Source organism: Mesorhizobium sp. C416B, from assembly GCF_030323165.1.
GTDB lineage: Bacteria > Pseudomonadota > Alphaproteobacteria > Rhizobiales > Rhizobiaceae > Mesorhizobium.
Genome location: NZ_CP100471.1, coordinates 2,879,986 through 2,905,989, shown reverse-complemented (window position 1 = coordinate 2,905,989; position 26,004 = coordinate 2,879,986). Strand labels below are relative to the sequence as shown.

Sequence of the window (26,004 nt, the reverse complement as noted above, 5' to 3'; positions counted from 1 at the left end):
AACCAGCTCATCGGGTTACGATGGACGACGCGAATTCCTCGCCTGCCTACAATGGCTACATTCCGCGACAGGCGCTGATTTGCACCTCACCGTGTCAGCTGCCTGACGCGACCTTAAGGAGAGAGGACTCGCCTCCTCTCCCAAGTTCTCACGGACGAACGCGGATAACCGTCTTTCCCGTGCGTCGCTTGGTCGAGTTGAAGGTCGCGACGGCATCGTCCAGGCTCGAGACTTTGCCGATGTTCGTCCGCAGTCGTCCATCCCGGATTCGTTGAACTATCTCAGAAAGCTGGGCTCGATCAGCCTCGACGACAAAGTCAATCGCCAGGCCGTCTGCAGGTCGAATATCCGTTGGTCCGACGGCTGTCACAAGCGTTCCTCCGGCCCGGACCAGCGTTGCGGACCGCTTCTGGATGTCGCCGCCAATGACATCGAACACCAGATCGACACCGCCGACGTCTTCCAGCGTGTCATTTCCGAGGTCGACGAATTCATTTGCACCGAAGTCGAGCGCCTTCTGGCAGTCGGCGGCGCGTCCGGTGCCGATGACATAGGCTCCGGCCTCCCTTGCAAGCTGCGCCACCATCGAACCGACGGCACCGGCAGCGCCATGCGCGAGAACGCTCTGCCCCGCCTGAAGGCGGCCGTGCTGGAACAGCCCCTGCCAGGCGGTCAGGCCGGAGATCGGCAGGCTCGCGCCCACCGTGAAGTCGACGTCGCCGGGCAGTGGCGCGAGATTGCGTGCCTCCATGGCAACATACTCGGCGAGGGTGCCGTCGCGATGCCAGTCGGCGAGGCCGAACACTCGCTGACCGATTGAAAGCCCCGTGGTGCCGTAGCCGAGCGCAGTGACCACACCAGCCAGCTCGTGGCCGAGGATCGAAGAGGTCCTGTCACGGAAGGCTCGGTCGGCCCACGTCGAGGGCCACTCCAGTTCGGTGTTGACGAATCCTGCCGCATGAACCTGTACGACCACGTCGTTAATTGCCGCCTGAGGCTCGGGCAGTTCCACCAACTTCATCCCGGCCGTTCCTGCAGTCCGGTCCGTCGCTACGATTGCTTTCATGGGGATTGTCTCCTCACCGTTGGGGTAAATTGCGGGCGCGGAGGGTCTTTCGACGTCGCGCAGAGTTGGCGTCGGCTCATCGTTGGCGACCGCGAGCGGAAGCTAAGCAATCTCGTCGGATTGTTCCAGCACGGGTAAACTTGCAGTCGTGAACACCTATGCCCTCGCAATCTCACACACTTCAAGCATGTGGAACAAAAGCAGATCAAACACGTTGTGCCGTTCCCAACATGGAGAGCGTCATGCAAACTTCACCCCGAGCCAAAAGCGAAACTATCAGCAAGGATCCTGACGAATGGACGACTGGTGACGAGCCAATGACTCCGTCGCAAGCTTCCTACTTGAAAACATTATGTGAGCAGGCGGGCGACGACAGAAGCTACGCTGAAGATCTAAGCAAAGCCGAGGCCTCGAAGCGAATCGACGCGCTAAGGAGTGAGCTCAAGCTCTAAAGGCGCTGGGAGACCTACGACAGGAGATCGCCAGCTTAGCGGTATTTGGCCTGTGATCTGGACGGTCCTAATGGTGAAGGTGGTAGAGTTTGATAACGATCTTCCATTCTCCTGCGATCTTGAGCAGGGAAAGATAGTCGGTGAACCTTGTGGTTCCAAATTCGTCCTCAACCTTCACAGTGGCTGCATCGCCCGTAATGTCGAGCGATGCGACTGTCCAGTTGGGGCTGGTGTTCGGCGGCAAGCCCGCACCCATCACCTCGCCGACATAGGCATCGACACTCAGCCATTCGACCGCGCCCTGGAAGTTACCGATGATTGATGCGCGTGGGTGGAAGGCTGCCCGCAGCCCTTCTTCGGCACCGGTGGACATGGCCAAAACGTAACCTTCGATGGTAGCGGTAATAAGACTTTCATCGGTCTGTGACATCGAGGCTTCTCCACGCCAGTGTTTGCAGCGGTCAGAGCATGGAGGGACCGATCCTTGCTGACAACAGGCAAACGGTTTTTCGGACCAGTTGGGTCCGTTTCCTTTGTTGCTTTCGCGGTTACTTCGGACGACGCCTCGCGCCAAAGGCCGCCAGAAGATCAGGTCGAGTTGAGGTGTGTCGCAAGTTCCCTACTTCCGAAACGAGTCGCCGCCCAATGGGTAGACGCGACTTCACCATTTCAACCGCTCGTTCTGTTCAACAACGAGGGCCGTGTGTTGCGGCTGCTTTGATCGGAACGCAAGCGTCCGGAGTTTGAAAAACCAACTCTCTTGTCGGTCGAGTAAACAACTTTACCGACACCGTGGGAGAGCGATGCGCGCAAGCCTTCGTGTGGGAAAAGGCCAGCAGTGCTGCAGCTGATGCCTTCCCTTCTGCGATGGAGCGCGCCTGAGAAGCCGCACCAGCGGCGCGCCGGATGTGAACGTGAAGGCAGCCGGCGCGTTCAGCGAGCGCCGTCCCGTTCAGCGAGCGCCGTCCCGTTCACCTGCCTTTCTTTGACGGCCCTGTGTTCAGCTTCCCACGGCAACGCGTGGAAGTCGGGCTTGTGCCCCGCTTCACGGTAGGCAGCCTGAGTGAGGAAACTTGCTTTGTCCCGCTCCACAACGCAAACAAACGGCGGATTCCCCGGGCACCTATAAACGCCTACAGCTTTTTTCATGCAACAGGTGTGCGACGGCTGCTCGAAGATGTCGTCCTTCATTGCGATGACAGAACAAGAGCGAGGATAGCAGCGGTCCGGCATCACTGAAGGTGCGGGAATTCGTAAAAATCGTACAACTCTTTTCATTGCAGAGAGAGTTTCGGCGGGCTTATTAATGTGGCGTTTACCATTGCTTTGAGGGAGGCTGCGATGGTTGCAAAGCTCATAGATATCGCTCAAGCGGCCACTACGGCCACCTTGCTGATGCGCAAGAAGTCCATGGCGGAATCCGCCACATTTAGCCGGGACATGGATCAATCGCGCAGGGCCATCCGAGCCTCACGCGAGCGCCTTCGTCAACGTCATCGCGATGACGTGGCGCGAGGCTGGGAAGATGCCGACCCGTCTACTGTTGCCGTCTCCGCGTTTCAAGCCGACGTTCTCCGCTCTGCATTCCGAGGCCTAGATGTTTAGTCCCAAGGTTTGATGGGTTGGATCGTCAGCAAGTAGCCGCTGCCCGCCAGCGGCCCAGCAGCCGTCTGCGGGGACTTTGCAGCGGGCGCGCTGGGCCTGACCGGTGGGGCGGTGTGGAATCCGCCGGCTGGCGAACATATGCGCCTCCTGCCAACGCCAGCGAAACATCCAAACGAACGAGGTGATCTAACCGCGATCTCGCCATCCAAGGCCGACACATAGGCCGATAGCAAAGGCCTATAATAGCTGAGAGAACGAAAATGGCCGACGCCATGGTTGGGGAACCCAGGTGGGTAGGCGCCGGCCACAAGCGGAACAGGCCCGCCGCGCCACACACATGGCTGATTTGTCATCACGTGGTTATGGTGTGATCGCGTAGAGCTAGACCAGCGGAACCTAGTAAACGAGTAAGCGATCCTCGACGCGATCGTTCATCGCCACGACGACTTGGGAAAGTTGACGGTTGCAGCCCTCTGCCATGTCGAGCTCAAGTCATGAACATCGGCCCTCCGATCATGAGCAGGCATGCGCCCATCCTACCATATCGCGCTCCCGGTTTCGCAAGGCGCAGCAGCAAGGGGGAGGCGACCAGAGCCGATGTGAAGGGGACTAGCCAAGCTAATATTCGCTTGCGCTAATTTAAATGTGCCGTAACGTCATGCTCAGCCTTTTTGGGGAGGAGCAACGGTGGGGAGTATGATGAGAGTAGCTGTGTTTTGCGCGGCGATCGTGATCGCTGGGACTGGTGTCGCTGAGGCCAAGGAGAAGAAGGTGGTGGTGAGTGACGCCACGGACCTTTGCTCTACGAAGCACTCTGCCAAGAAGCAGGTGCTCGAACTGGACTGCAGGCCGACCGGAACCGCCAAATTGCCGGCCGGTGGAATGCCGGAAAAGCCGCGCCTCGGATACGACACCGATCCGTGGCTGGTTAAAGGCCTTTAGACCCTAGGCGACGGCAACACAGCGCGGCTAACGGGAATGTGCGCTGGCGGTGAAGCCTTCTTTGTTCTCTCGTCGGTGGAACATTGTCGCTTGGAAACGCTTCGGACGGTGCACTGCCCCATCAGTGCAACGTTCCCTTCCTTGTTTGCACTGGCCGGCTGCTGAAAGGTGGCCGGCTTTTTTGCATATAACCGCGACCTGATGTTTGAGGCTTGTTGATTGGAGAGCAGCGAGTGGCCGCTGCTGGCTTAGCGTCCAGGATTGGAATTTGTAAAGGCGAGATCACCAAGGCAGGGATGAACCAGGCTAGCAACGGTTTCGTCTGTTAGCCGCGACGCCGGCGATAATTGAATTCAGAAGGGCGTCGGCCCGGCTGCCCAACATCAGGGTGCACAGACAGCCGGGCCAAGGCTGGAAAGAGGTTCCGCTCCCGCCCAGCCGGGATCGATCAACGCCATACCGCAGTCTGTGGTCTTCGCCGTCGATATCAGGCATCCGCGGGTAGAGCGGCTCGATGCCATCGAAGCAGAACTGCGCCAGGTGTGCGCGGCGGAGGCAGAAGCTCAGCATTGCACGGTAACGATCAGTCGGTCGTTCGACATGCCGGGGGAGGCATTCTCTGCCGATATGGTCAAAACCGTCGAGGAGGCCGCCAATACCCTACAGCTGCCGCACAAACAGATGATCTCGGGTGCATTCCATGACGCGCTGTTCCTCGCCCGGGTGGCGCCTGCCGTGATGATCTTTGTGCCGTGCCGTGACGGGCTGAGCCACAACGAGGCGGAATATGTGGAGCCTGCCTACGCGGTTACCGGCGCGCGGGTTCTGCTGCAAGCGGCCACCGTCGCCGCCTCTTGGGGGCGACGGTGGCACAGGCGTGAAGAGGCAACCCGTAGGAGTTCCTGGTGCCCGTCAATCACTTCGCGACGTCGGCGGGCTGCAGCGGGTGGTCAAGGATGCCGAGCGGCGGCGGATTGATCGCGGACGTACGATCGACCCACATTCAACACCTGACCCAGCAGAAAAGCCCACCAGACCCCCGGGGCGTCATTGACGCCGCGGGTGATGCAGGCGGTGACGATCTCGTCGGCTTGTCGACATAGGCGATCTGCTGGGCCGCCTCGGCCACCCGCAGGAAATCCCCACGCCCGACATAGACCTTGCCCGTGCCGATCGCGAGTAACTGGTCGAGGAGGGCCTTCCAGCCGTCCAGCGTCGGGTGTGGTGCGCCGTAGCCCACATCGTTGCGGGTCCGTCGCGGGTCAGCTAATCTGGCAAGCTTACATCAGGGATGCGGTCGCCAGACGATTGCGAACGCCGTTCGGCTTCTGGTCGCCAACGTACTCCACTTTCGTGTCTACCAGACGATCGCTTTCGATCCCGGCTGCGGTTAAGATATCCTCGACCGCCTTCAGGCGCTGCTTGGCCAGTTCCTTGTTTGTCTTTGCAGCGTCGGCGCCGGTGAATTCCGTAGCCGCGAGAGCCGTCAGTTCGACATTGCAACGTGAGTTGCGGATGCTGGCGGCGAACTTCTCGAGGTCGGCCTTGACCCTCGGTGAGATCACATAGGACTGGCTATAGAAAAACAGGTCGACCTGCACAGGGCTGCGCTTCTCATATTGCCGGCAAGATATGCCTTGCTTTGGCAGCGTGTACAGTATCGCGCTCCGCGCCGTATTGGTGTCGGCGGCGCCGTCGTCAACCCAATGCGAAAGCACCAGCACCATTTCGGGCTTGACGCCTTGCGCCTTGAGAAAATCGCCGGTTGCATCGAGCCTGAGACCAGCGATGTCGTAGGCTTTTTTGTAGTTGCCTTCCTTGCTCGCCGTTGCGTAGAGGCGGTAGCCGCAATCGTGCCCAGCATCCTTGACGAAAGCCGCAAGGGCCTTCGCGGATTCCTCGGATATCTTGCCGTCACCTTTTTTGAAGAGGACGCGATGTGCATTCCACTGCGTGCATTTAGACCCCACGTCGCGTTCCTGGGCGGCCGCGCCGAAAGACATTGCGCATCCGGTAATGACAATAAATGCCAGAACAAGGCCCAGCGATTTCTTCATTGTCTTGGCGCCTCCACGCGGACTTAATCTACTACCGCACTTAAACGTCGACAAGGCGCGACCGCGTCCCGACAACCCGCGCCCCTCAGTCCCACACCAGCAACAGCTTGCGCCAGAAAGCATTGGACGGCATCGGCTTCGAGCCGGATGGCAGCCGGATTGCCAGGTAGATCGTCAGCCACTTGCGATCGACCTCCCGGGTCGAAACTTTCAGGTCATGCAGTTCGAACGGTCTCGAGACGCGCGTCCATCCCGAGAATGACAGCGCGCCGACAGGTGCATCGTGTTTCCACACAAGTTTTTCTTCTTGCCTGCCGAGCGCCATGGCGAACTCGAATGGGGATGCTTCATCGTGGGCGATCTCCACTGTCGCGATGACACTTCTGGCAAAGGCCGGGAACGCCGAATTGAGGGCGGCAACAACCGGACCGTGCGTGTTCGGCCGCAGGAATATACCGCCATTGTCGCCCGCGATGAGCAGCGTCGGCAGCTCGGAGGGATAATCCGTCACAAGCGCCGCACGCTTCAGATCATCATTGGTCATTCGGCGCGTGCGTTGGCGCTGTTGGGGTGCGTTGAGGCGCGGGCGCCTGGCATCGTTCGAAACGACATGGCGGATATGGACGCTGGAAAAGCCGCCGAGGACGCGCGCCTCCGGGCGGCTGCCGCCGCATTTGACTGCCAACAACAAATCGCGTCGGCCGGTTGCCGGCGAACTGACCATCGCCCCTATCTCACGCGCCTCGTGCCGTCGGCTGACATCAGCCCAACCGCTCCCGCTGCCAACCTCAAGCAGCCGGGCGAGATTGCTGAAGGTCTGGTTTTCTGCGTCTACGATCGCGAGCTGAAACTGCGCAGAGCCCGTCAGTTCCTCGTCGAGGTAAACCCAACACGTCGCGCCTACGGTGCCCGGCGGGCAGACTCCCTTCAGCAAAGCCATGGTGACATTGCTGCCCCTGGCTTCGAGGAACAACTGGTCTGGAGACTGTTCGACATAGCTCAGCAGGTCCGGATCGGCATCCGGATACGAACCGACATGAGCCAGGCGCATGGGCTCGGCGGAAAGATACTGCTCGCGGTACAGCGAGGAATTCAACTCGGGCACCGTCTCTCCGGTCGCAGCGTTGAGTATTTCAACCACACCCACAGCAAAGTCGCTTCGCCCTGCACGGGCGAGAAGCGAAATTGCGGTATCCGCCCTGCCTTCGCGTGCCGCGATCTCGGCCAGCAACTGCATGGCGTCCGCGGTATTGGCGGGACCTGTACTCAACCTGAGATACCGCTCGTCGTTAACCCGCAGCTCCAGATTCCAGAGATTGAGCTCCTTCTCATGATTGTCGGTGTTCGAGCTGATGGCCAGTTGCACGAACATTTCCGTTTTCGCGAATCGATGCTTTCGAAAGACAGCGATGATCGGCTTGCGATTCCTCAGCCACTCGGCATTTCGATTCATGCCCGTCGGTGCCGACCGGTACCAATAGAGCGGCTCCGGGACAGGGACGATCTCCAGGCCTGCCAGATCCGCGCGAAGGAAAAACTCCCAGTCGCTTGCGGAAAACCCCCGCTCTTCGTTGAGGTAACCTATCTTGTCGAACACCTCACGCCGGAACATCGCATTGGCATCGCCATACGGATTGTTGAGCATGGCGATGTCCGTCGGCCCGCCGACCGGGAAGTAGAGCACATAGCCGCTCCTGGTGTCCGGCGGCACGAAGGGCTCGTTGAGCCACTTGGCGAAGGTCGTGCAGATATCGGCGCCGGAATTTTGCATGCCGGCGACGAACGTACTGACGGCGTTTGGGAACAGCACGTTGTCGTCGTCCAGGAACAGGATCAGCGAACCCCTGGCGGCGCGGATACCGGTGTTGCGCGCCTTGCCGAGGAAGCCGTTCTTCTGCTGGATGATCCGCCATCCTCGCTGCTCGAACTCCGGTTCGAGTTCCGCCAACAGGTTGATTGCATCGGGATCGGTGCTGCCGTCATCGACGACAATCAATTCGATGTTGGGGTAGTCCTGGCGTCGAACCGAGGCAATCGCCTGCGGCAACAGGTGCACCCGGTTGTAGTGCGCAGTGATGATCGAAACGAGCGGCCGTTGGCTCCGCCTGCGACTGGAGACCTTGCCGGGTTCGCGGGAGAATTTCGCGTGCAGCCCGCTCCAGGCTTTCTCGAGCGCTTCCCGCTTTTGCAGGGGCTTTGCCGGACGAAACGATCGGCTTTCCAGCACAGACGCAATTTTGGCCGCGATGGCGGAGGCCGACGCATCCATCAGGACGGCATCGGCCGACTTCGGATGGAGCACGTCACGAATGCTGCCGACATCTGTCGCAATGAACGGGATCTCTTCGTTAAGGCACGTCATCACTTCCAGCGGCAGCTGAGCCGCTGAGTGCGTCATCGCCACCAGAGCATGACTCTGCCGCAGGTATCTATAGATGTCAGGCTCATCTCGAATGGGCAGGAGCTTCAATTTGAACGGCCATTGCCGCGCACGCCGAACGATCATGCCACCCGAATGCTCGCCCAGGACATGACCAAACGCGCCGACTACCGTCACTGTCAGATCGGTGACGCCGCTGTCGGCCAGACGATCGAGCGCATCGCAGAACAGCGTCAGCCCATCGCGCGCCTCTGTGCCTGAAAAATGAATCACTTCGGCGGTTGGCCGATCCCGCGGCCTGTAGTGATCGACAGCGAAGTTGGAACGCCACTCCTCCGGCTCGAGGGGCGCAGCAATGTGATGGCTGGTGGGCAGCTTCCATCCCGCCTTGGCCATCCAGTCGAGCAGCGACTGGCCAGCGATGACAAGATGGTCGCACGTCTCGGCCGACCTCTTTTCCATGTGCGCGACGGTCATCTGCTCCTTGCGTTCGACCGCCCGTGAATTGGCTTCCAGCTTCCACACAAGGGTCTCATGTGCGAGCACGATGATCGTAGGAGGATCGGGAAAGACACCTGTGCGCTTCGCAAGGGTGGAGAAATGCGCCAGTCCGCCTTCAAGCGCAAAATAGACGACGTCGAATGCATTCTGCTTGAGGTAGTGGTAGGCGGCCAATGAGTTCTTGTCGCAGGACTCCGTGCCGCGCAGCAACTCGGGCGAGGGCGGCAACAATTCGAGCCGCACCAGGAAATTGTCGAAGCACCATTTGCCCAGCCTGACTATTTCCTGATCATCGGGCTGGCTGCCGAGCGGGCTCGGCGCCCAAAGCAGCGTCACGGTATCGCCCGTTCCGGCCAGATGCTGCGCCAGCGCGTAGGTTACCGACCCGTGATCGCCAGTCGCCGTCGAGCCGAACTCAACCTCCGAAACGACACACACATTGCGAGGCTTCTGGCTTGCCTGTCGCTTGCCCGTGGGCATGGCGCCTGCCTTGGAACCAATGCTCAATGCCCCCCCCTTGTCAGCCTGCTTCGTTCGAAACAGTCTTGCCAACAGTTGGATAACACTTTGATAATCGTTTCGCGGGACTCTCAGCAGCGTACCTGCCTTTCGCGTAAACTGGTTGATGACCTCGGATGGTTGAACTTCGATCCCCAAAACATCTCGCGCGACTGGACGACCGGCCCATTGACGTGACCGATGGCGAGATCTTGTGCTTTGTCGGACTGCGCAACGAAGCCCAATTGCTGCGGCAACTTCTCGACCACTACCGCGGCCTGGGCGTCGATCGGTTCTTCTTCCTGGACAATGGCTCCACGGATGGGACCCGCGAATTGATCCTGGAGCAGCCGGACAGCCACTGCTTCCACACGGAAGGATCGCATTTCGCTGAAAACATCGATCCGCCGCGATGGATCAACACGCTCATGAATGTGTTCGGCACCGGCCATTGGTGCCTTTCGATCGACGCCGACGAACTTCTCGTCTATCCCGATTTTGAGCGGGCAAATCTCCAGCAGCTTTGCAGCTACCTCGATTCGACCGGCGTCGACGCTGTCATAGGCTCCATGATCGACATGTACGCCGATGGCCCGTTGGCCGAATACAGCTATGATGGCAAGATCCCGCTTGTTGAAGCTTCACCCTACTTCGACCCGGAGCCGGGATGGCTGCGCCCGCGCGACGGTATGTACCCACCCGAGCAGATGTTCGGTGGCGTGAGGGAACGGGTCTTCTGGCACGGCCGGTTCAAGCAAACTTTTCCCCCGTGCCTGACAAAGGTGCCGATCGTGAAATGGGGGCGCGGCACGCGTTATCACGTCGCACAGCACACGATCAGCAAGGTCCGATTCAGCGAACTGCGCGTCGCATTGCTGCACTTCAAATTCGTCTGGGGATTCCGCCAGAAATCAGCGTCGTCTCTGAGTGAAAATGCGCAGCTCAAGGAAAAGACGCTTGAGGAGCGCGCTGCCTACATGGAGGCCTTGGAGCGCAATCCGAAACTCGCGCTTCGGAACCAAAGCTCCGTCTGCTATCGGGGTGACGGCGCGCAACTCGTCGAACTCGGCTGGATGAAGACCTCGGAGCCCTTCGCCGGTTTCGTTTCGACCCTGGCCATGCAACACCAGCGCAGCGACTACGCCACCTGATGTGCTCGAACTACTGAGGGAAAATCCGGCTGATGCTTATCCGCCGTAGCGGCCGCCGCCTTCACCGTGGCCTTTGCCCTCTTCACCGCCCGCAAACTGGCCCAAACTGTTGAGAGCAAGCGCCTTGCAGGCTGTCGGAGCGTTCGGGTACCGGTGCAGATAATCCTCAAGTGCCTCGATGGTGCCGGTTTTAAGGGCCTGCTCGCAGGCAAGCTCGGCTTCCTTGACGCCAACTTCGGTCTTCGCCTGCGCCGCGTCAGAAAAAGCGACGCTCAACCCCAGCAGACTAAGTCCACCCAACAGTAGAGAATGAATCCTACGCATAACGCACCCCACCTACTCAACCCACTGAAACATTAGCGTCTGTTAACGTTTTGTCAACCATTCTTGGAAGGTTCCACCAACGTGGTTAACGCGCACGACCGATGAACGGGCCTGGCTTGGGCTCGGATCTCCCTTGCCTGGTTGGATCGACGTTTAGTCGCTGAACAGTGTCAGCGTGCGGAAGAACGCATTCGTGGGAAAACCGTTGGAAGTTGCGGTGAAACGAACGGCGAGAACGATTGAAAGCAGCATCTTCCTTCGTGTGCGAAGCGTTGCCACCAAGTGATGACGCACAAATCTGTCTTCGATGCTCATCCAGCCTGAGAAGGCGATCGTTTGCTTGCCGATGTCCTGTTGCCAATCTATGGGCTGGTCGGGTCGAGCAAGGGCGAGAGCAAAATCCATCGCCGGCGCATCGGCATGAGCGATTTCGACGGATGCTTCAACCTTCCGGAAGAAGGCTGGAAAATGATGATCAAGCGATGCAGCGACCGGGCCGTCCGCATGCGGACGCAAGAACACCCCGCCGTCGTCCGGTGCGACAAGCAGCAGCGGGAGAGCCGAGACGCGCGGTGTAAGCAACCGCGCACTCCGCAGCATGTCGTAGTCGAGAATGATAGAACCGCCGCCGACATCAGGACGGTCGGCGGCATTGTGGTCTGTGGCGGGGCGCCCAAGCAAAGTGGCACCCGTATCGGGGCGGCCGATCGACCCAGCAATGCTGGCAAGCTTCTCTATGGCCGCATCGCTGTTCGGCTCGATGTCGCAAAGCTCCAGATATTTCCGATTGCCGGGGGTATATTTCAGGTTTTCGCGGGCACTTTCAATTTCAGACCGGTGCGCGTTCTGGGCAATGGGCAAATGATGCAGCAGGCGGGCGCCATCGGGCAGGCTCGACCTGAACGCCTCCAGGATGGGAAGCCGGTTGTCGTACCAGTTCGACGTCCGAAACATGCCATCCGGTTTCGAGCGATACCAGTATAGCGGCTTTGGAATCGTCCTGATCTTGAGACCGGCGAGAGAGGCTCGAGCAAAGAATTCCCAGTCGTGCATGGCGTAGCCCGGCTTTTCGATCAAGAACCCGATCCGCGAGAAGACAGACCGGCGCATCATCGCATTCGCGTCACCGTAGACGTTATGGATCAGGCCGAGCGCGTCGGGACCACCCAGAGGCAGGTACTGGATCAGCCCGTCGGCGCGATCTTCGGGCACGAAATCCTCGTAGAAGATCAGTTGGAACGCAGTGCAGATGTCGGCACCCGATGTAGCCATCGCACGCACGAAATGATCGACGGCCTCTGCAAACAGCGCGTTGTCGTCGTCGACGAACAGGATCAGCTCGCCATGCGAAGCGCGGATGCCGGCATTTCGCGCCGCACCGAGGTGCTTGTGCGGTCGGCGCAGAATCTTCCACCCGCGCTGACGGAAGGTCGGTTCCAGCGTATCCAGCAGTCGCCTGACTTCATCCAGGTCGCTTCCGTCGTCGACCAGAACCAGTTCCAGGTGATCATAGGTTTGCGCTTCGATCGCAGCGATTGCCTGTTTAAGATAGAGCGGCCGGTTGCGATGGGCCATGACAATAGAGACCAGGGGTGACGACCCGGCACTTTTGTCGACGCGCCAGCGCCTAGTTGGCGTCGGCAAGTTGCGCGTATCCAGCCAGGACTGCCGACATTGGCTCAGGCTGTCGACAGGCAGTGGGCGAGGCGGGTCGTCGAGCGCCGCCGAAATGGCCTGCGCCAACGCGGCGGCGTCAGGATCGACCAGCCGCGGCTGCCTCGCCTGCGCACTCCAGCGCTCGGCGTTCGCGTCGACATTGGTCGCAACGAAAGGCAATCCCGCCTCGATGCATGCGGCAACGGTGCCGCCCGTCGATGCGGCGTGGGCGGGGATGACGGCAATCGCGCCGGCCCGCGCGACGTAGTCGAGCTTTGCGGCGGGGCTTGCGTGCGCCAACAGGTTGACCTTGAACGGCCACCGCTCGGCGCGTCTCAGCAGCAGTCCACCGCTGTGCTCGCCCATGATCTTTCCAAATGGACCGAATGCGGTGACCGTCAGCCCTTTTGGCGCCATTGGCGCTATGATGTCGAGCGCGTCGCAAAGCAGCGTCAGGCCATCGCGGAAGCGCCATCCGGCCAAGACGGCAAGTTCTCCGCCCGTCGACGATCGCACACCGGCTGGAGCGAGACGATGCTGCAGCGGCAACATCGGCGTCACGATCGCCTTCTTCACCTTCCAACCCTTCGACAACATCCAGTGTCGCAAGGCTGCGGACACACAGATCGTCCGGTTCGCCATCTCGGCGCAGTATTTCTCCATATAGGCGACGGCAATCACCTCGGCGCTGTCGAAGAACGCCTTGTCGGCTTCATGTTCCCATTCTTCCGGAGCGTGAGCGACGACCACGATCGGCGGCGCGGCAAAAGCCGCAGTCTCGACAGCTAGCAGCGTGTAGTAAGGCAGCCCGCCCTCAAGGGGCGCGTAGACCAAATCGTGGCCGGACCGTTCGAGATAATGCAGCACAGCGGCGGACCGGCTCTCGGGTGTCGTCAGCCAAGGAAGCAGCTGATCGGACTTGTCGAGAATGACCAGCCGCACCGATGCGGCCTCCAGCTCGCGGTGGCGCGCGGCCTCCTCCGTTGGAGCATCCCTGCCTGGAACCCATAGCAGGGTGACGTCGTCCCCCTCTTCGGCAAAAAGCCTGGCCAACTCGACCATGGCGCCATCTTCGCCGCCATGGTCGATTGCATTCGTCACGACGCAGACGCGGCGAGGCTTGCCTTCCTTTGACCTCCTCCGCTCCTTGCCACCAACGGCCATCCGACTTCCTCTGATCCACATCCGCCGATTGCGCTACGCAGCACAGTCATCTGCAATGATGCCTGCGACAGGTTTACTTTTCAGTGATCATGCTTCTGCGTCATTGGTAAACCAAATCGTCAATCAGGTTCTAAAACGACTGCATAATCGATCGACTGATTCAAATTTAGCGACACGGAATATTCAATTTTTACGCCTCCCAGCTAGTCATTGACGGCATAGCAGGAGGCGCAAATGAAAACGACAATGAAGTTTCTCGGTGCGCTCGGTTTGATCGGCGCACTGGTCTCGGCAAGCTCCGCAGGAGAATTGCTGCGTCCGCGCATCAGCCTTGGCACGGCCAACGTCAAGACCATCAGTGGCGATCGCGGCGGCTATGTGATCGACTATGCCATTCGTGCGCTAAAAATGCGTCGCAGTGGCACTTTTGTGCGGTTCAACGGTTCGTGCGACTCGGCCTGCACGCTTTATCTGTCGATGCCCAAGAGCAAGGTGTGCATTACGCAGAGCGCGTCGTTCGGCTTTCACCTGCCGTATGGCGTTTCTGCGCGCGGCAATCAGGTGGCCGCGAATTTCATGATGAAAAACTACCCTGGCTGGGTTCGCGGCTGGATCGCCAAGCGTGGGGGGCTAAAGAGCTCCATCGCGACCATGACATACGCGGATGCGAGCCGCTTTCTGCCGACGTGTCCTTCCCAACAGCAGGGCATGACCGTCGCGAGCCTGAGCCCAACGCGTCTGCGCGGCGGCTGATTGCCTGCGCAGTACTGAAACGTCATGACGGCGGGCGGTCGACGGCGCCCGCCGTTCGTCAATTCATATGGCGGGTGCCCAGTTGATGGAACAGCTCACCTGGGCACAACGCCTCGCCGATTATCGCGTGGATTAACCAGTTCTCAAGAGACGTGGTTAACGCAAGCTCCATTTCATTGACTCTTTTTTAGCGCAAGCCGATTCTGCGGGTGGGGGTTTGAAGGCTGTCGGCCATTGTTTGGGGCCGAAGCGCAAACTGGCGGCGGGTAGTTTGTATGAGCATCGGCGGCAGTAGGGGGTCGGCGAGCCGACCTGAGAGCGGCCTTACGCAGTCGAAGGCGGGGACCGCTTCGGCGAAGAATGTGCGCTTCCGGCGCAGGAGCCTGCGGGTCATCTGCACGGGCCTGTTGTCGTGGCTGCTTTTGGGTGTCTACCGCGGCGCAATCATTGATCCGCAAACCACGGTTTTAGGCCTTTTGGCGGCCGTCCCCAAGGGATTGGCATCGAGCTACTATGACCTGATTGTCGTTACGTCCCTGACTGTGACGACTTTGATCCTGCTGTTCCTGGCAAAGGCGAGCCGTCTCGGCTCAGCAATCGTCGTCTTGCTCTTCTATGTTGCTATCGTGGTCTCTCTGGGCTGGGGATTTGCCAACATCAATCTCGTCAAAATGCTGGGCGAACCGTTCACGTTCCAGTGGCTGGTCTATGGCGACTTCCTGCAGAATGCCGATGCCAGGAACGCGATGGGCGACGCGCTCAACATCAAGGACTTCGCTACCCTTTCCGGGTCCGTCATCCTGGTGCTCATTCTTGGCTATGCCGCGGCCAGTTTGTGCCAGCGGCTGAGCGCCGCTGGCTACGGGGCCTTCCTGGGCGTGCTCGTTGTGTGTGTCGGCGCTGCCATCGCCGGTAGTGGACACCACGTACGTGCGGAAGCGCTGCCGGCGGCCGAGATCGACAATCCGATCCTGTATTTTGTTAAATCGGCCCTGCTCAATCCAACGCCGGTCGTGCTGACGATGAATGCCAGCACCAATGACCCGGATGTCGCCAGCGTCGGCGAGCGACCGCCGGAGACGTCGACCTTCAAGGCGCCGACGCCGAACCCAATCAAGAACGTGCTGATTTTCATGATGGAGTCGGTGCCATCCAAATACATCGAGACGTTTGGCGGCAAGTATCCGGTCACGCCGAATATGAAGAGGTATGCAAAGGACTCGATACGATTCGACAACATATATGCGCACGCACCGTCCACGCATTACTCGATATTTTCTCTGCTCACCTCGATGTACAACGACATTTCATATTATGGCATGACGGCAAGGTATCCCTATCTGCCGCTGGACTCGATCTCCAACACCTTGTCCAAGAACAATTTCCGCACAGGGTTTTTCTGGAGCGCGGATTCCCGATTCCAACGGGTCGATGAGTTTTTCCTCAACAAGGGACTGGATGTGGTCCAGGACTACCGGGGGCAGAAATGCGGCACCCCGACCTTCAAGCTCAGCTCCGAGCAGTGGAAAAACATGGACTACAACAGTGACCTTTGCACGGCGCAGTCGATCATCGATTGGATGAAAAAGGACGAGGCAAAACCTTTCTTCGGCATCATGTTCACGGCGATGACCCATTATCCCTACATCACCGACAGCCCGATGTTTTCAAAGATGGCGCCTTCCTCCGATGGCAACACGCTGGTCCACTACTCGGACGACCAGAAATTCAATGCCTATCTCAACGCCCTGAAGGTCGGCGATACGGCCCTTGGCGAGATCCTTGAATCGCTCAAGCAGTCTGGCAAGCTCGATTCGACGCTGGTGGTCATATTGGGCGATCACGGCGAAGCGTTCGGGGAGCATGGCGACTACATTCATGCCAGCGCGATTTACGAGGAAAACATCCACATCCCGCTCATCATGATCAACAAGCATCTCTTTCATGATGAAGTTGCTCACCCGGTCGGCGGCATCGTAGATATCGCCCCGACGATCTTCGACATACTCGGACTTGCGCTGCCCAAGCAGTGGCAGGGGCGCACTTTGTTCAGCGAGCAACGGCCAAACAAGACCTTCTTCTTCAATCCCTGGGCCGGTTTCCTGTTCGGCTATCGCGAGAACGATCGAAAGGTCATCTTCAACGCGACCACCGGCAAGGTGGAGGAATACGACCTCAAGGCCGATTCCGATGAGCGAACCAACCTCTTCACTGATGCCGGCGATCGAAACGCGCTGCTGCAGCCCATCGCCGGATGGGTGCAATCGCAGAGAGAGCGCGTGGCCGACCTGGTGGCCGCCGCGGCGAAAGAGACAGGACGTTGCGCCATCACCAGTCTGGAGGTAGACGCTGCCGGCATTAATCTCCGGGGCGCGCCTCGGTTCGACGTCGTGGTCGACGGAAGGACCACTGCCGAGATCGACGTCCCGGGCAAGGAAAGCGTCGCTTCGACGCCGGAAGCCGCCATGGCGGAGCTGATGCAGGCGTCAACCCTGGCCAAGCCGTTCCACATCGATCTCAGCAGCGTGCCTAACCCGAAGACGATCGAGCTTCGCTACAGCAACGACCTGTGGGGCGGAGACGGCAAGGCAGGTGATCGCAATCTGTTCATCAAGAGCGTCAAGGTGAACGGTCAGTTGGTGCCAAACACCAGGCTGCGTGTCGACGAGCAATCGCACGGCTACACCGACGACAACGGGACCGCCATGTACAGCAACGGCTCGCTATGGGTTAGCGGCCCGTTCGTCGAGGGATGTCTATAGCGTGCCGCGTGGCAGACCGTCGTCCTCGATTTGCAGCCCGTGCGCGCCGCGACAGACACTGACCGTCCTACCGGTTGACATCTTCGAGGGGTACTCACTAGCATGCGAAACACTGACGGTTGCAGCGTGGAGCCACTTGTCAGCGCAGGACGGACCGGGCCCGTTCTTGCGGTATGCTCGGCTGGTCGACGCCCGCTTGGGAAGCGAACATTGAATGCGACCGCTCAGCATGACGAACAGGACCGGATTGCCATTTGAGTCAGCGAGCCGGGCGAGGCGCCATCGACTTGCCATCTCGCTTGCGCCCGTCCTGGCCATTTGGTGCCAGATGGCGCTTTGCGGAGCCGCGCACGCAGCTGGTCCCAAAGACAGCGGCCCTGCAGATGCCGTTGCCGTTCCCACGGCTTTCCAACTTCAGCTTGTTTATGCTGACCGCACGTGGATATGGGATAACGGAGCGGCCTATTTCGGACAGAAGGATCGACCGGTCCGGGCCTGGACCTCCGAGCAAGACACGGCTTCTGTCGGCGAAGGCAGATGGCATCTGAGCAACGATGGCAAGATGTGCATGGATCTCGTCTGGCGGTCCAAGACCTACGCCGCAGCGCCGATCCGCACGTGTTTCAGCCACCGCTTCCGGAGTGGGACCCTCGAACAGCGCAAGGATCCGGACGGTGTCTGGTACAGTTTCCGGCACTCTCCGGGAGACCCTTCCGACGAGCAACGAAAGTTCGAGGAAGGCGATACAAAGGGCGCGCAGTTCGACAAGATCCGTACCTCGATCGATTCCAAAAGTTGAGGCTCGCCGAGAAGCTCACCCACCTCAATGAGCCCACGTCCCCGACAACGACAAACAGGGACGACTACCAGCTTTGCGAGCTGGTGATGTCCTCCAATGCATTTGGCATTCCTGGCGCAGTTGACCGGCGGCGCCTCGCCGTCGGCATCGGAATTGTGAACGCGGTGGCCTCCAGCCCGAAGAACGGGGCGGCTGTCCTGACGATGGTATCGATGTCGGAAAGTTCCGGCACGAAGCCCAGGTGTTCGCGCGCTTTGATCGGGTCCGCATAGAGCTCCGCCGGGTCTCCCGGGCGCCCGGGCCGGAAGACAACCGGAACCGATTTTGACGTCATCCGGGTGACCGCCTGGAGAATCTCCTTGATCGAAACCCCGCGCCCGGTGCCGAGATTGACCGACAGGTTTTCGCCACCCGCCTCCAGATGCATGAAAGCCCTCAGATGCGCGCGGGCCAGATCGCTGACATGGATGTAATCGCGCACGCAGGTGCCATCCGACGTGTCGTAGTCTGTGCCGAAAACCTCGATCTCGTCGATGGTGCCTGATGCGGCCATGAGCACGCGCGGGATCAGGTGCGTTTCAGGCGAGTGCCACTCACCGAGCTCGCCGTCGGGATCGGCGCCGCAGGCGTTGAAATAACGCAGGATCGCATATTTCATTCCGTAGGCGCTGGCATAGTCGCTGATGATCTGCTCGCCCATCAGCTTGGTTCGCCCATAGGGGCTGATTGGATTTTGCGCCGAGGTCTCTCGAATGGGCAGTGTTTCGGGCACGCCGTACGTCGCGCAGCTGCTTGAAAAGATAATGTTTTCGATAGAACTCGAGCGTGCCGCATCAAGCACCGCGATGGTACCCGACACATTGGTCGAATAATACTCTGCGGGCTCGTGAACAGACTCGCCCACATAAGCGAGCGCAGCAAAGTGGATGATCGCTTGCGGCTGGTAGGTGCTGATCGCCTGCTGTAGCGCCTCCCGGTCCCGGATATCGCCGACAACAAGCGGCCCCCAGGCAACGGATCTCTCATTGCCACGGCTCAGATTGTCAAAAACGACGGGCAGGTAGCCGGCAGCTGACAACAGCTTGCAGGTGTGGCTGCCGATGTAACCGGCCCCACCCGTCACCAGGATTGCCGGGCGGCTCATTACATCGCAGCTTCTTTGACGCGCCGGTTCGGGTAGAGAAGGGCGTCAAAATACGCCGTGGTATGCGCGAGCCCCTGGCTCAGGCTGATCTTTGGCTCCCAGCCAAGATTTTCCCGGGCAAATGAGATGTCCGGCCGACGCTGCTTGGGATCGTCGACCGGCAGCGGCCGATGCACGATCTTCGAACGTGAGTTGGTGTATTCGAGCACCTGTGTCGCCAGTTCCAGAATGGTGAATTCGGCAGGGTTGCCGAGATTGACCGGGTGCTGCGGTGCGCTCGGTGCGTTCATCAACTGGATAAAACCTTCGATGAGGTCGTCCGCGTAGCAGAATGAACGGGTCTGCCGGCCGCTGCCGTAGACGGTCAGGTCGTCACCGCGCAAAGCCTGGACGATGAAGTTCGACACGACGCGGCCATCGTCTGGTTGCATGCGGCGGCCATAGGTGTTGAAGATCCGTGCGACGCGGACATCGAGGCTATACGTTCTCGAATAATCGAAGAACAGCGTCTCGGCCGAACGCTTGCCCTCATCATAGCAGGATCGCGGACCGTGCGGGTTGACGTTGCCGAAGTAGCCTTCCGGCTGCGGATGTACCAGGGGGTCGCCGTAGACTTCGGACGTCGAAGCCTGAAATATCTTCGCATTGTTCCGCCGCGCGAGTTCGAGCAGGTTCAGCGAACCAAGCACGCTTGTTTTGAACGTATGGATCGGATTTGCCTGGTAATGCGGCGGGGACGCCGGACAGGCGAGATTGTAGATTTCATCGACCTGGAGATCCAAGGGCAGTGGGTCGACGATGTCGTGCTCGATGCACGTAAATCGCGGATCGCGCACGAGGGCGTTGAGATTGTATCTTTTGCCGGTGTGGAAATTGTCCAACACGACAACGTCGTAACCATCCCGCAAAAGACGCTCGCACAGATGCGAACCCAGGAATCCTGCCCCACCGGCAACCAGCGCGCGACCCCGATTGGAATTCGCGCCCCTTCGGGTGTTCCCGGCCCCGAGTTTCAGAACATTGACAGTTCTACCCATACTCCACCCCTTCGCCCTTACGCACTGCGCACACTACTGCCGGCCATAGCGTTGCCGGGCGACGTTCCTGAGAACGTCACAAACCTTCCGCTCCCGCGGAATCGTCCACTCCTGTTGTCTGTCGATTGCTTTTTGAGTTGCTGGGCGGTGCTACGCGGCTATTAGCTGCCGTTCAGCATCCGATACGCCCGAAACCGCGGTCACGCGCCTGATGCCACCATCGCCCATTGCTCGCCCAAATTGCACATCCCAACGTTTCGAAAATATACCTGTGCAAAACATAGTCAACTAAATTAGCGAATCGTTAACCGTGTTCATTCGGGAGTGGTTAATCGCGGGGCGGCAGCGCAGCCGCATAAAGCTGAGAATTGGGCTATAAATTTGAATGGACCACAGTAATATAAAGACCATTTTTCTGATTTTTCGACAGCCGATCGGCGGAAATTTGGCCATCAAGACACTCTCACCTCCGCAAAAAATAGGCAGATCTAAGACTAATACTTACTTTAGCAAAACTTATACTGACAGAGGTCTAGCATTTGAAAATATCGAAAATATTCGTACATGGGACCTTGTCAATAAAATCTTACAAGCTAATGCGGTTGGTTCCCAAAGCGTGCCGAACCCCCGCCAGGTCAGCCCTCAACTGCCCGACGAGATCTTGCGCGACGAGGCGGGCGTAATCGCAACCGATCGCCCGGGACGCCTATCTCTTTCACCGGCGGCCCGGGCTTGACGCACACAACCGCTCTCCGCAGCCGCAGCGCCTTCATTGGCAGATGCAGCATACCCAATAACCCGGTCCATTCTGAAGCGATCCGCGTATGGTTTGCGGATGTCGGAAGCAGAGATCCAGTCGAAGCCGCGCGAAAACGGTCGTCGTCCCTTCTGTCGAACGCCTTAGAAGCTGCGGTTGGGGCGTCGATCGCGCGGGACCGCTCGGCCCCGTCGCGCCGACGCCAGCCGGTCCCGTCGGCCCTGTTGATCCAGTCGGGCCGTCGCCACGCAGCAGCGCCAGGACGGCCGGAGAAAGACTGTCGACCGTTACCTTTGCGTTCGGCAGTGCCCCGTCGGCCCGCCGCACATCGGCCAGCGCGTCGATTGTTTCGTCGGCGCTGCGCACGAGCTCGGCCAAGTCGTTGTCGAGTTGCGTTCCGTAGGGCAGGTATTGGTAGCTGAAATCGATAGCGGGCTTCGTTGGATCGGGCATTTTGGTGCACCAAGAACGTCGCTTCCAAGATTGCATCGCGTGCTGGAGCAGTTCTCCGCACTCAGATTTCAGATGCTGGTTGGAAGTCCGTTGACGTTAGCCCGGCAAGATCCGAAGCGGTTGGTGCAGATGCCCGAGTTCTGCTCTGTTCCGGCAGCAGGCCAAATCGAAAATAGCATGTTAGAGCTACTAGTGAGACCTCGCGGCAGGAAAATTCGCTCTAGGCAGGAACAGGTTGCCATTGGCCGAGTTCACTTCACAACAACAGGAGTGGAAAACCGTGAACACATCAATCAGCGACGACCCCACTGGATCATCGAGCGACCTGAACTGGCTACACACTAACGATGCCGAGGTGGCCGACAGCAGCAAGGAAGCGCTCGGCAAACTAAAGTCGAGCGCTGCCGAAACCGCAGGGCATCTCAAAACCGCTGCCGCTTCGGTGACGACTGACGCGAAAAATTATGCCGGTTCGGTTGCGTCGGATGCTGCGGGCGCCTTCAAGGAAGCGGTGGAGTCGAACAAGACCGCCGGCGCCGACGCGATCGCCAACATTGCCCATTCCGTGAAGGAGGCGGCTGATGGAATCGAGAAGCAATCTCCGCAGGTTGCAGGCATGGTTCGGAGCGCGGCCGAAGGTGTCGAACGGATTTCGTCGGATATCAGGGACCGCAACGTGGGTGAACTGCTCGACTCGGTCACGAAATTCGCCCAGCGCCAACCGGCGGCCTTTTTCGGCGTAGGCATCCTGGCCGGCGTTGTGCTGACCCGGATCATGCGAAGCTCCGATCGGTCCTGACACGAAGAGCGTTCCAGATGGATGATGGTTCCAATCTCCGACCCTTGGGAAGCGTTTTCAGCGAAGGGTATAGCCATCTCGCTTCGCTGATGCGCCTCGATCTTCGTCTTCTCCAAGCCGAGATGAAGGTTAAGACGTCTACGATCGTCTCGTCAGGCGCGTGCGGCATCGCCGCACTGGTGCTCTTTGTCTTGGCTGCATTCGCCATGGTCCAGTTCCTGATCCTCGCTATGATCCACTTTGGTGTCGGTCCGATGGTAGCTTGCCTAATCGTCGCAGCGCTTCTGGGGGTAGGCGGCGTGCTGTTTCTCTATCTTGCGAAGCGAGCGCTCGCGGGATGGACCATCACACCTGTCGAAACCGTCAACCAGGTGCGCACTGACATCGCGGCATTGAAACAGGGGATGCGTTTTGGCTCAACCCAGTGAAGAGATGCGCGAGATCATGCTGCAAAGCCGCACAGAGCGGCAGGCTTTGTTTGAACCTGTCAGCGAGATAAGCCGGCGCCTGCAGCCCCGAAATCTGGTCGATGCGTCCACCCGGTACGCGAAGCAGAAGGTGGCGAAGGCGCTAGGCGGTGTGTCGGACGCCGTCAAGAATAATGGCGGCACTGCTGCCGCGGTCGCACTGGGTGCAGTTGCGGTGTTTGACGCCGGCAGGCGAAGCACGCATGGCCCGGCAGGCGCCGACGATATAGCTGTAGATAAGGTCGCCGGCGCCTCGCATTCCGACGCCGCGTCAATTCGTTATGAAGCCCATCCGCGCAAGGCGATCACAAACCTGTTTCGGGCCAAGGTGCTCGCTGGATCTGCGGGTGGCCTGCTGCTCGGCCACATAATCGGTAAGGCGTTTGAGCCCACAGCCAAGGAGCGCACCCTATTCGGCAAGGCTGGAGCTGAAGTTCAGGATGCGACGGATGCATTTATCGCCGAGCATGCACGCGGTGCGAAATTGGCCGCCGCGCAGGCCTTCGGGTTTGCCAGATATGCCGCTGCGTTCTTGGCCGTACTGGCCGCAGCTAGCGACTATCTCGTCCGCGCGGATGAGCACGAGCAGCGAAAGCACTGAGAGTGCGAAACTGAGCGTCAAAGGTATCCCCATGCATATCGTCGGAATCAACATTGGACAGGCGGCCGCGCCTTCCGGCCTGCCTCTTGTTAGAGTGGTGTTTGAGGGCCAGGGGGGTGAATCTATCGCGGTCGAAATGGCGCGAGGCGACGTCGCCGACGGCGCGCTGGGGGCAATCGACCGTGCAAAAGCCCTGCTTGTTCAGACCGCGACCTTCGAAATGCCTGTCGATAGAATTGGCGGTTTCAATAGGACACCGGAATCCGGCAATGTCCGCGGCCGGCAGAGCAATGTCTATACGTTCGAATATCGCGACGGCGACCAGGCTCGCCAGGTTCCGCCTGCCGTGATGCCAAGTTTTGAGGCTGCTCGCGCCGAAGCGATCCGTTGCGCGATCGACCTGCTCGTCCCTGCAACCCGGCGACGACGATTTGACTGGATGGCTGGTACGGATGCGCGATCAGGCAGGCAACGAGCTTTGCACGATCGACGTCGCCGAGGCCGAAGCCGCCCGGCAGGCCAACGACAACACGCCGCTTTAGGGACGACCGCTCACGTCTGTGTCGATACGCCAGCCCTTATTCAATTAGATCGTCGCCAGTCGGAACTTTTGTGATGTTGAGCCCTTGTCCATTGAACAGTGGAGGTACCAATGGCTAACCTGGGAAAATTGGCGATCGCGATGCTCGGCGTCTTGGCATACCAAAATCGCGACAAGATCGGCGACATGATCCGTGGAGCGGGTGATCGCAACCCAAATGATCCGCAAGGCGGGATTCTAGATCAGCTTTCAAAAGGCGTTTCGGGGACCGCGCTTGGCGATATTCTCGACCGGTTCAGAGGGGCAGGCGCCGGATCGAAGGTCGATTCGTGGGTAGGCACCGGGCCGAACGAGCCGATCCAGCCAAGCGAGGTGGAAGCAGCCATAGACGAAGACACCCTGACTTCCCTCTCGATGCAGACCGGCCTTTCGCGCGAGGAGCTCATTAGCCGGATCACGCGAGATTTGCCTGAGGCCGTCAGCAAAATGACGCCTACTGGTGAATTGCCCGTTGAGGCGCCGAAAAGCTCCGGTGAGACGACCTTGCTCGACGACGTGCCATCGCACAGGACGCAAGCGAATTCAGGCGGTCAAAGCGATATCTAAGGTGACGGCTATCCATCAGGGAGAGATACTAAATCGTACTGGCGCGCGAATTGGCATGATCGGGCAGGGCGGTCACGGTGGTGATACAGCAAACGCACTTGCCGAGTTGGATCTATTGGCCGCGCTACTCGATTCCCGCTGGCGCATTCCAGGCACATCAATTCGTTTTGGACTGGATGCGCTCGTAGGTCTGGTCCCCGTACTCGGAGATGCGGCGACGGGCATTGTCTCGGCCTACATCGTCTTGCGAGCTCGAAACGTCGGTGCCGGAAATGGGTTGGTCGCTCGCATGCTAGGCAACGTGCTGCTGGATACGCTCGTAGGAAGTGTCCCAATTCTCGGCTCGATCTTCGACGTCTATTTCAAGGCGAACAATCGCAACGTCAGACTGCTACGCCGGCACCTCAACAAGTACAGCGGACAGTGGCGTTCAGCAAAGTTACGAACGGCCAGCCCATCTGAGTGAGATGTTGAAGACCCTTTCAATTTCGCAATTGTGGGCACCGGTCTTAAAGCCCATGCTGTGCGGTGCGGTGCCACTCGGGCTGATTTTTGGCCTGTTGTTGTACGGCATCACTGGCTATGGCATGACAGCCCTCCGGGAACGGAGGCGCAAGCGACTGGCCAAAAAGGGGAGCCAGTTCCAGCAGCAGGAAGACATCGTTTTATCACCCCCTCTGCCCGCTCGACATCGCCGTTCTGGGGGGTGAATTGCTGGTAGGACAGCTGTGAATTGCCTCCGCTCGTCGGCAATATTTGGCGTTTACCATTGCCTTTTTAGGAGGATGCGATGGTTGCAACGCCCATAGATATCGCTCAAGCGGCCACTGCGACTACGGCTACCTTGCTGAAGTGGCAGAAGTCCATGGAGGAACGCGCCACGTTTCGCCAGAACATGGATCAATCGCGCAGGGCGATCCAAGCCTCACGCGATCTGCTGAAGCGCCTTCGCCAACGTCATCGCGACGACATGGCGGAAAGTTCGGAAAATGCCAACCCGTCTACTGCGCCGAATCGCAACGCGCCGGCAGCTAGCGGGAGGCGACCAGAGCCGATGTGAAGGAGAAAGTTTCAGTGGGCTGTTCCTGGGGTCGGCAACGAAGTTTAAGCCTTGTCAACCAGCGACTTTTTTCGCCCGCGTGGAAGTGCCACATGTCTTTCGACAAGGCGCACGTGCTCGGCCTCGACAGTCACCAATGGCCGGAGGCTGGCGGTTACCTTGTCCCCGTCGATGCGTGTGACAGGGCCGATCAATTCATATGCTGGCCAATCACAGTCTTCCAAGTCGGATCGACAACAGAATGCCGGAAGTCGTAGGAGGGGATCGTCACGCTTATGCGATCGGGCGTCACCCGGCCGCGCACAATCGCCGTGACTGCGACCTCGTCGCCAACTTTGATACTTCCCCGAGCGATGCCCAAGACTTTGGAGCAGCCGGCGCCGGCGTCAAGATGAGGGGGAGCTAATAAAACCCCTCCGCGCCGCGATG

24 protein-coding genes are annotated in these 26,004 nt (G+C 59.4%); 14 read left to right on the top strand and 10 right to left on the bottom strand.

The genetic code is table 11. The features are described 5' to 3' along the window. Positions 1-148: 148 nt before the first annotated feature. Positions 149-1,066: an NADP-dependent oxidoreductase gene (locus NLY43_RS14225; RefSeq protein WP_023711237.1), complete on the bottom strand. Its 918-nt coding sequence runs from the start codon at positions 1,064-1,066 to the stop codon at positions 149-151. Between the two features lie 230 nt (positions 1,067-1,296). Here NLY43_RS14225 and NLY43_RS14220 point away from each other — a divergent pair, with 230 nt between their 5' ends. After that, positions 1,297-1,518, top strand: coding sequence for a DUF3072 domain-containing protein (locus NLY43_RS14220; protein WP_023713780.1), 222 nt, complete (start codon positions 1,297-1,299; stop codon positions 1,516-1,518). Positions 1,519-1,585: 67 nt separating this feature from the next. On the opposite strand, the gene NLY43_RS14215 is transcribed toward NLY43_RS14220, so the two are convergent. After that, the gene (locus NLY43_RS14215) at positions 1,586-1,948 is read right to left on the bottom strand and encodes a nuclear transport factor 2 family protein (RefSeq protein ID WP_031199251.1); all 363 of its coding nucleotides are present in this window, start codon (positions 1,946-1,948) and stop codon (positions 1,586-1,588) included. Positions 1,949-2,451: 503 nt separating this feature from the next. Continuing rightward, on the bottom strand, positions 2,452-2,889 hold the full coding sequence (locus NLY43_RS14210; protein ID WP_156935533.1) for a hypothetical protein: 438 nt from the start codon (positions 2,887-2,889) through the stop codon (positions 2,452-2,454). Positions 2,890-3,819: 930 nt separating this feature from the next. Between NLY43_RS14210 and NLY43_RS14205 the strand changes: the two genes are divergently transcribed. Together NLY43_RS14205 and NLY43_RS14200 are read left to right on the top strand one after the other, a co-directional pair. Beyond that, positions 3,820-4,065, top strand: a complete 246-nt coding sequence (locus NLY43_RS14205) for a hypothetical protein (protein WP_023711241.1) — start codon at positions 3,820-3,822, stop codon at positions 4,063-4,065. A 468-nt stretch (positions 4,066-4,533) separates the two neighbouring features. After that, positions 4,534-5,043: a M20/M25/M40 family metallo-hydrolase gene (locus tag NLY43_RS14200; RefSeq protein ID WP_023699176.1), complete on the top strand. Its 510-nt coding sequence runs from the start codon at positions 4,534-4,536 to the stop codon at positions 5,041-5,043. Positions 5,044-5,345: 302 nt separating this feature from the next. On the opposite strand, the gene NLY43_RS14195 is transcribed toward NLY43_RS14200, so the two are convergent. Further along, positions 5,346-6,122, bottom strand: a complete 777-nt coding sequence (locus NLY43_RS14195; RefSeq protein ID WP_023699174.1) for an OmpA family protein — start codon at positions 6,120-6,122, stop codon at positions 5,346-5,348. An 85-nt stretch (positions 6,123-6,207) separates the two neighbouring features. After that, positions 6,208-9,510, bottom strand: a complete 3,303-nt coding sequence (locus NLY43_RS14190; RefSeq protein ID WP_023723636.1) for a DUF6212 domain-containing protein — start codon at positions 9,508-9,510, stop codon at positions 6,208-6,210. A 128-nt stretch (positions 9,511-9,638) separates the two neighbouring features. Here NLY43_RS14190 and NLY43_RS14185 point away from each other — a divergent pair, with 128 nt between their 5' ends. Next, entirely contained in the window at positions 9,639-10,652 is a 1,014-nt protein-coding gene (locus NLY43_RS14185) for a glycosyltransferase family 2 protein (protein WP_027049390.1), read from the top strand. A gap of 36 nt (positions 10,653-10,688) precedes the next feature. Here NLY43_RS14185 and NLY43_RS14180 read toward each other — a convergent pair whose 3' ends face one another. Both NLY43_RS14180 and NLY43_RS14175 read right to left on the bottom strand, forming a co-directional pair. After that, entirely contained in the window at positions 10,689-10,928 is a 240-nt protein-coding gene (locus tag NLY43_RS14180; RefSeq protein WP_023670631.1) for a hypothetical protein, read from the bottom strand. Positions 10,929-11,129: 201 nt separating this feature from the next. Beyond that, entirely contained in the window at positions 11,130-13,694 is a 2,565-nt protein-coding gene (locus NLY43_RS14175; protein ID WP_198022487.1) for a DUF6212 domain-containing protein, read from the bottom strand. A 336-nt stretch (positions 13,695-14,030) separates the two neighbouring features. On the opposite strand from NLY43_RS14175, the gene NLY43_RS14170 reads away from it, so the two are divergent. The 3 genes from NLY43_RS14170 to NLY43_RS14160 all read left to right on the top strand — a co-directional run bounded on the left by NLY43_RS14170 (position 14,031) and on the right by NLY43_RS14160 (position 18,110). Next, the gene (locus tag NLY43_RS14170; protein WP_023746383.1) at positions 14,031-14,549 is read left to right on the top strand and encodes a hypothetical protein; all 519 of its coding nucleotides are present in this window, start codon (positions 14,031-14,033) and stop codon (positions 14,547-14,549) included. A 275-nt stretch (positions 14,550-14,824) separates the two neighbouring features. Beyond that, positions 14,825-17,311 carry a sulfatase-like hydrolase/transferase gene (locus tag NLY43_RS14165; RefSeq protein WP_023713783.1) on the top strand — a complete coding sequence of 829 codons (2,487 nt, stop codon included), beginning with the start codon at positions 14,825-14,827 and terminating at the stop codon, positions 17,309-17,311. Between the two features lie 229 nt (positions 17,312-17,540). Continuing rightward, positions 17,541-18,110, top strand: coding sequence for a DUF995 domain-containing protein (locus NLY43_RS14160; protein ID WP_023699168.1), 570 nt, complete (start codon positions 17,541-17,543; stop codon positions 18,108-18,110). Between the two features lie 64 nt (positions 18,111-18,174). On the opposite strand, the gene galE is transcribed toward NLY43_RS14160, so the two are convergent. The 3 genes from galE to NLY43_RS14145 all read right to left on the bottom strand — a co-directional run bounded on the left by galE (position 18,175) and on the right by NLY43_RS14145 (position 21,501). Then, a complete protein-coding gene (gene galE / locus NLY43_RS14155; RefSeq protein WP_023713087.1) occupies positions 18,175-19,254 on the bottom strand; it encodes a UDP-glucose 4-epimerase GalE in 1,080 nt (359 codons plus the stop codon). Continuing rightward, positions 19,254-20,291 carry a UDP-glucuronic acid decarboxylase family protein gene (locus NLY43_RS14150; RefSeq protein WP_027049395.1) on the bottom strand — a complete coding sequence of 346 codons (1,038 nt, stop codon included), beginning with the start codon at positions 20,289-20,291 and terminating at the stop codon, positions 19,254-19,256. The genes galE and NLY43_RS14150 overlap by 1 nt, the downstream gene beginning before the upstream one ends. Positions 20,292-21,060: 769 nt before the next feature. Beyond that, the gene (locus NLY43_RS14145; protein ID WP_023713089.1) at positions 21,061-21,501 is read right to left on the bottom strand and encodes a hypothetical protein; all 441 of its coding nucleotides are present in this window, start codon (positions 21,499-21,501) and stop codon (positions 21,061-21,063) included. 241 nt (positions 21,502-21,742) lie between these two features. Between NLY43_RS14145 and NLY43_RS14140 the strand changes: the two genes are divergently transcribed. The 7 genes from NLY43_RS14140 to NLY43_RS14105 all read left to right on the top strand — a co-directional run bounded on the left by NLY43_RS14140 (position 21,743) and on the right by NLY43_RS14105 (position 25,575). Then, positions 21,743-22,300, top strand: a complete 558-nt coding sequence (locus NLY43_RS14140; RefSeq protein ID WP_245264083.1) for a hypothetical protein — start codon at positions 21,743-21,745, stop codon at positions 22,298-22,300. A gap of 17 nt (positions 22,301-22,317) precedes the next feature. After that, entirely contained in the window at positions 22,318-22,728 is a 411-nt protein-coding gene (locus NLY43_RS14135) for a phage holin family protein (protein ID WP_023713090.1), read from the top strand. A gap of 4 nt (positions 22,729-22,732) precedes the next feature. Next, on the top strand, positions 22,733-23,368 hold the full coding sequence (locus tag NLY43_RS14130; RefSeq protein ID WP_023699163.1) for a hypothetical protein: 636 nt from the start codon (positions 22,733-22,735) through the stop codon (positions 23,366-23,368). A 31-nt stretch (positions 23,369-23,399) separates the two neighbouring features. Further along, the gene (locus tag NLY43_RS14125) at positions 23,400-23,984 is read left to right on the top strand and encodes a hypothetical protein (protein WP_156935604.1); all 585 of its coding nucleotides are present in this window, start codon (positions 23,400-23,402) and stop codon (positions 23,982-23,984) included. 36 nt (positions 23,985-24,020) lie between these two features. Beyond that, a complete protein-coding gene (locus NLY43_RS14120) occupies positions 24,021-24,515 on the top strand; it encodes a YidB family protein (protein WP_023682271.1) in 495 nt (164 codons plus the stop codon). Between the two features lie 55 nt (positions 24,516-24,570). Continuing rightward, positions 24,571-24,981 (top strand): DUF4112 domain-containing protein, encoded by a 411-nt coding sequence (locus NLY43_RS14115; RefSeq protein ID WP_023713092.1) that lies wholly within the window; start codon positions 24,571-24,573, stop codon positions 24,979-24,981. 324 nt (positions 24,982-25,305) lie between these two features. Next, positions 25,306-25,575, top strand: a complete 270-nt coding sequence (locus NLY43_RS14105) for a hypothetical protein (RefSeq protein WP_023746390.1) — start codon at positions 25,306-25,308, stop codon at positions 25,573-25,575. Positions 25,576-26,004: the final 429 nt, after the last annotated feature.

Bases quoted from the DNA above. Each gene is read 5' to 3' on its own strand.
- NLY43_RS14225 (WP_023711237.1), bottom strand. From the start codon at position 1,066: ATGAAAGCAATCGTAGCGACGGACCGGACTGCAGGAACGGCCGGGATG.
- NLY43_RS14170 (WP_023746383.1), top strand. From the start codon at position 14,031: ATGAAAACGACAATGAAGTTTCTCGGTGCGCTCGGTTTGATCGGCGCA.
- NLY43_RS14115 (WP_023713092.1), top strand. From the start codon at position 24,571: ATGATCGGGCAGGGCGGTCACGGTGGTGATACAGCAAACGCACTTGCC.
- NLY43_RS14105 (WP_023746390.1), top strand. From the start codon at position 25,306: ATGGTTGCAACGCCCATAGATATCGCTCAAGCGGCCACTGCGACTACG.
- NLY43_RS14125 (WP_156935604.1), top strand. From the start codon at position 23,400: ATGCATATCGTCGGAATCAACATTGGACAGGCGGCCGCGCCTTCCGGC.
- NLY43_RS14160 (WP_023699168.1), top strand. From the start codon at position 17,541: ATGACGAACAGGACCGGATTGCCATTTGAGTCAGCGAGCCGGGCGAGG.
- NLY43_RS14150 (WP_027049395.1), bottom strand. From the start codon at position 20,291: ATGGGTAGAACTGTCAATGTTCTGAAACTCGGGGCCGGGAACACCCGA.
- NLY43_RS14215 (WP_031199251.1), bottom strand. From the start codon at position 1,948: ATGTCACAGACCGATGAAAGTCTTATTACCGCTACCATCGAAGGTTAC.
- NLY43_RS14120 (WP_023682271.1), top strand. From the start codon at position 24,021: ATGGCTAACCTGGGAAAATTGGCGATCGCGATGCTCGGCGTCTTGGCA.
- NLY43_RS14145 (WP_023713089.1), bottom strand. From the start codon at position 21,501: ATGCCCGATCCAACGAAGCCCGCTATCGATTTCAGCTACCAATACCTG.
- NLY43_RS14205 (WP_023711241.1), top strand. From the start codon at position 3,820: ATGATGAGAGTAGCTGTGTTTTGCGCGGCGATCGTGATCGCTGGGACT.
- NLY43_RS14220 (WP_023713780.1), top strand. From the start codon at position 1,297: ATGGAGAGCGTCATGCAAACTTCACCCCGAGCCAAAAGCGAAACTATC.
- NLY43_RS14195 (WP_023699174.1), bottom strand. From the start codon at position 6,122: ATGAAGAAATCGCTGGGCCTTGTTCTGGCATTTATTGTCATTACCGGA.
- NLY43_RS14175 (WP_198022487.1), bottom strand. From the start codon at position 13,694: ATGGTCGAGTTGGCCAGGCTTTTTGCCGAAGAGGGGGACGACGTCACC.
- NLY43_RS14135 (WP_023713090.1), top strand. From the start codon at position 22,318: ATGGATGATGGTTCCAATCTCCGACCCTTGGGAAGCGTTTTCAGCGAA.
- galE (WP_023713087.1), bottom strand. From the start codon at position 19,254: ATGAGCCGCCCGGCAATCCTGGTGACGGGTGGGGCCGGTTACATCGGC.
- NLY43_RS14165 (WP_023713783.1), top strand. From the start codon at position 14,825: ATGAGCATCGGCGGCAGTAGGGGGTCGGCGAGCCGACCTGAGAGCGGC.
- NLY43_RS14185 (WP_027049390.1), top strand. From the start codon at position 9,639: ATGGTTGAACTTCGATCCCCAAAACATCTCGCGCGACTGGACGACCGG.
- NLY43_RS14130 (WP_023699163.1), top strand. From the start codon at position 22,733: ATGCGCGAGATCATGCTGCAAAGCCGCACAGAGCGGCAGGCTTTGTTT.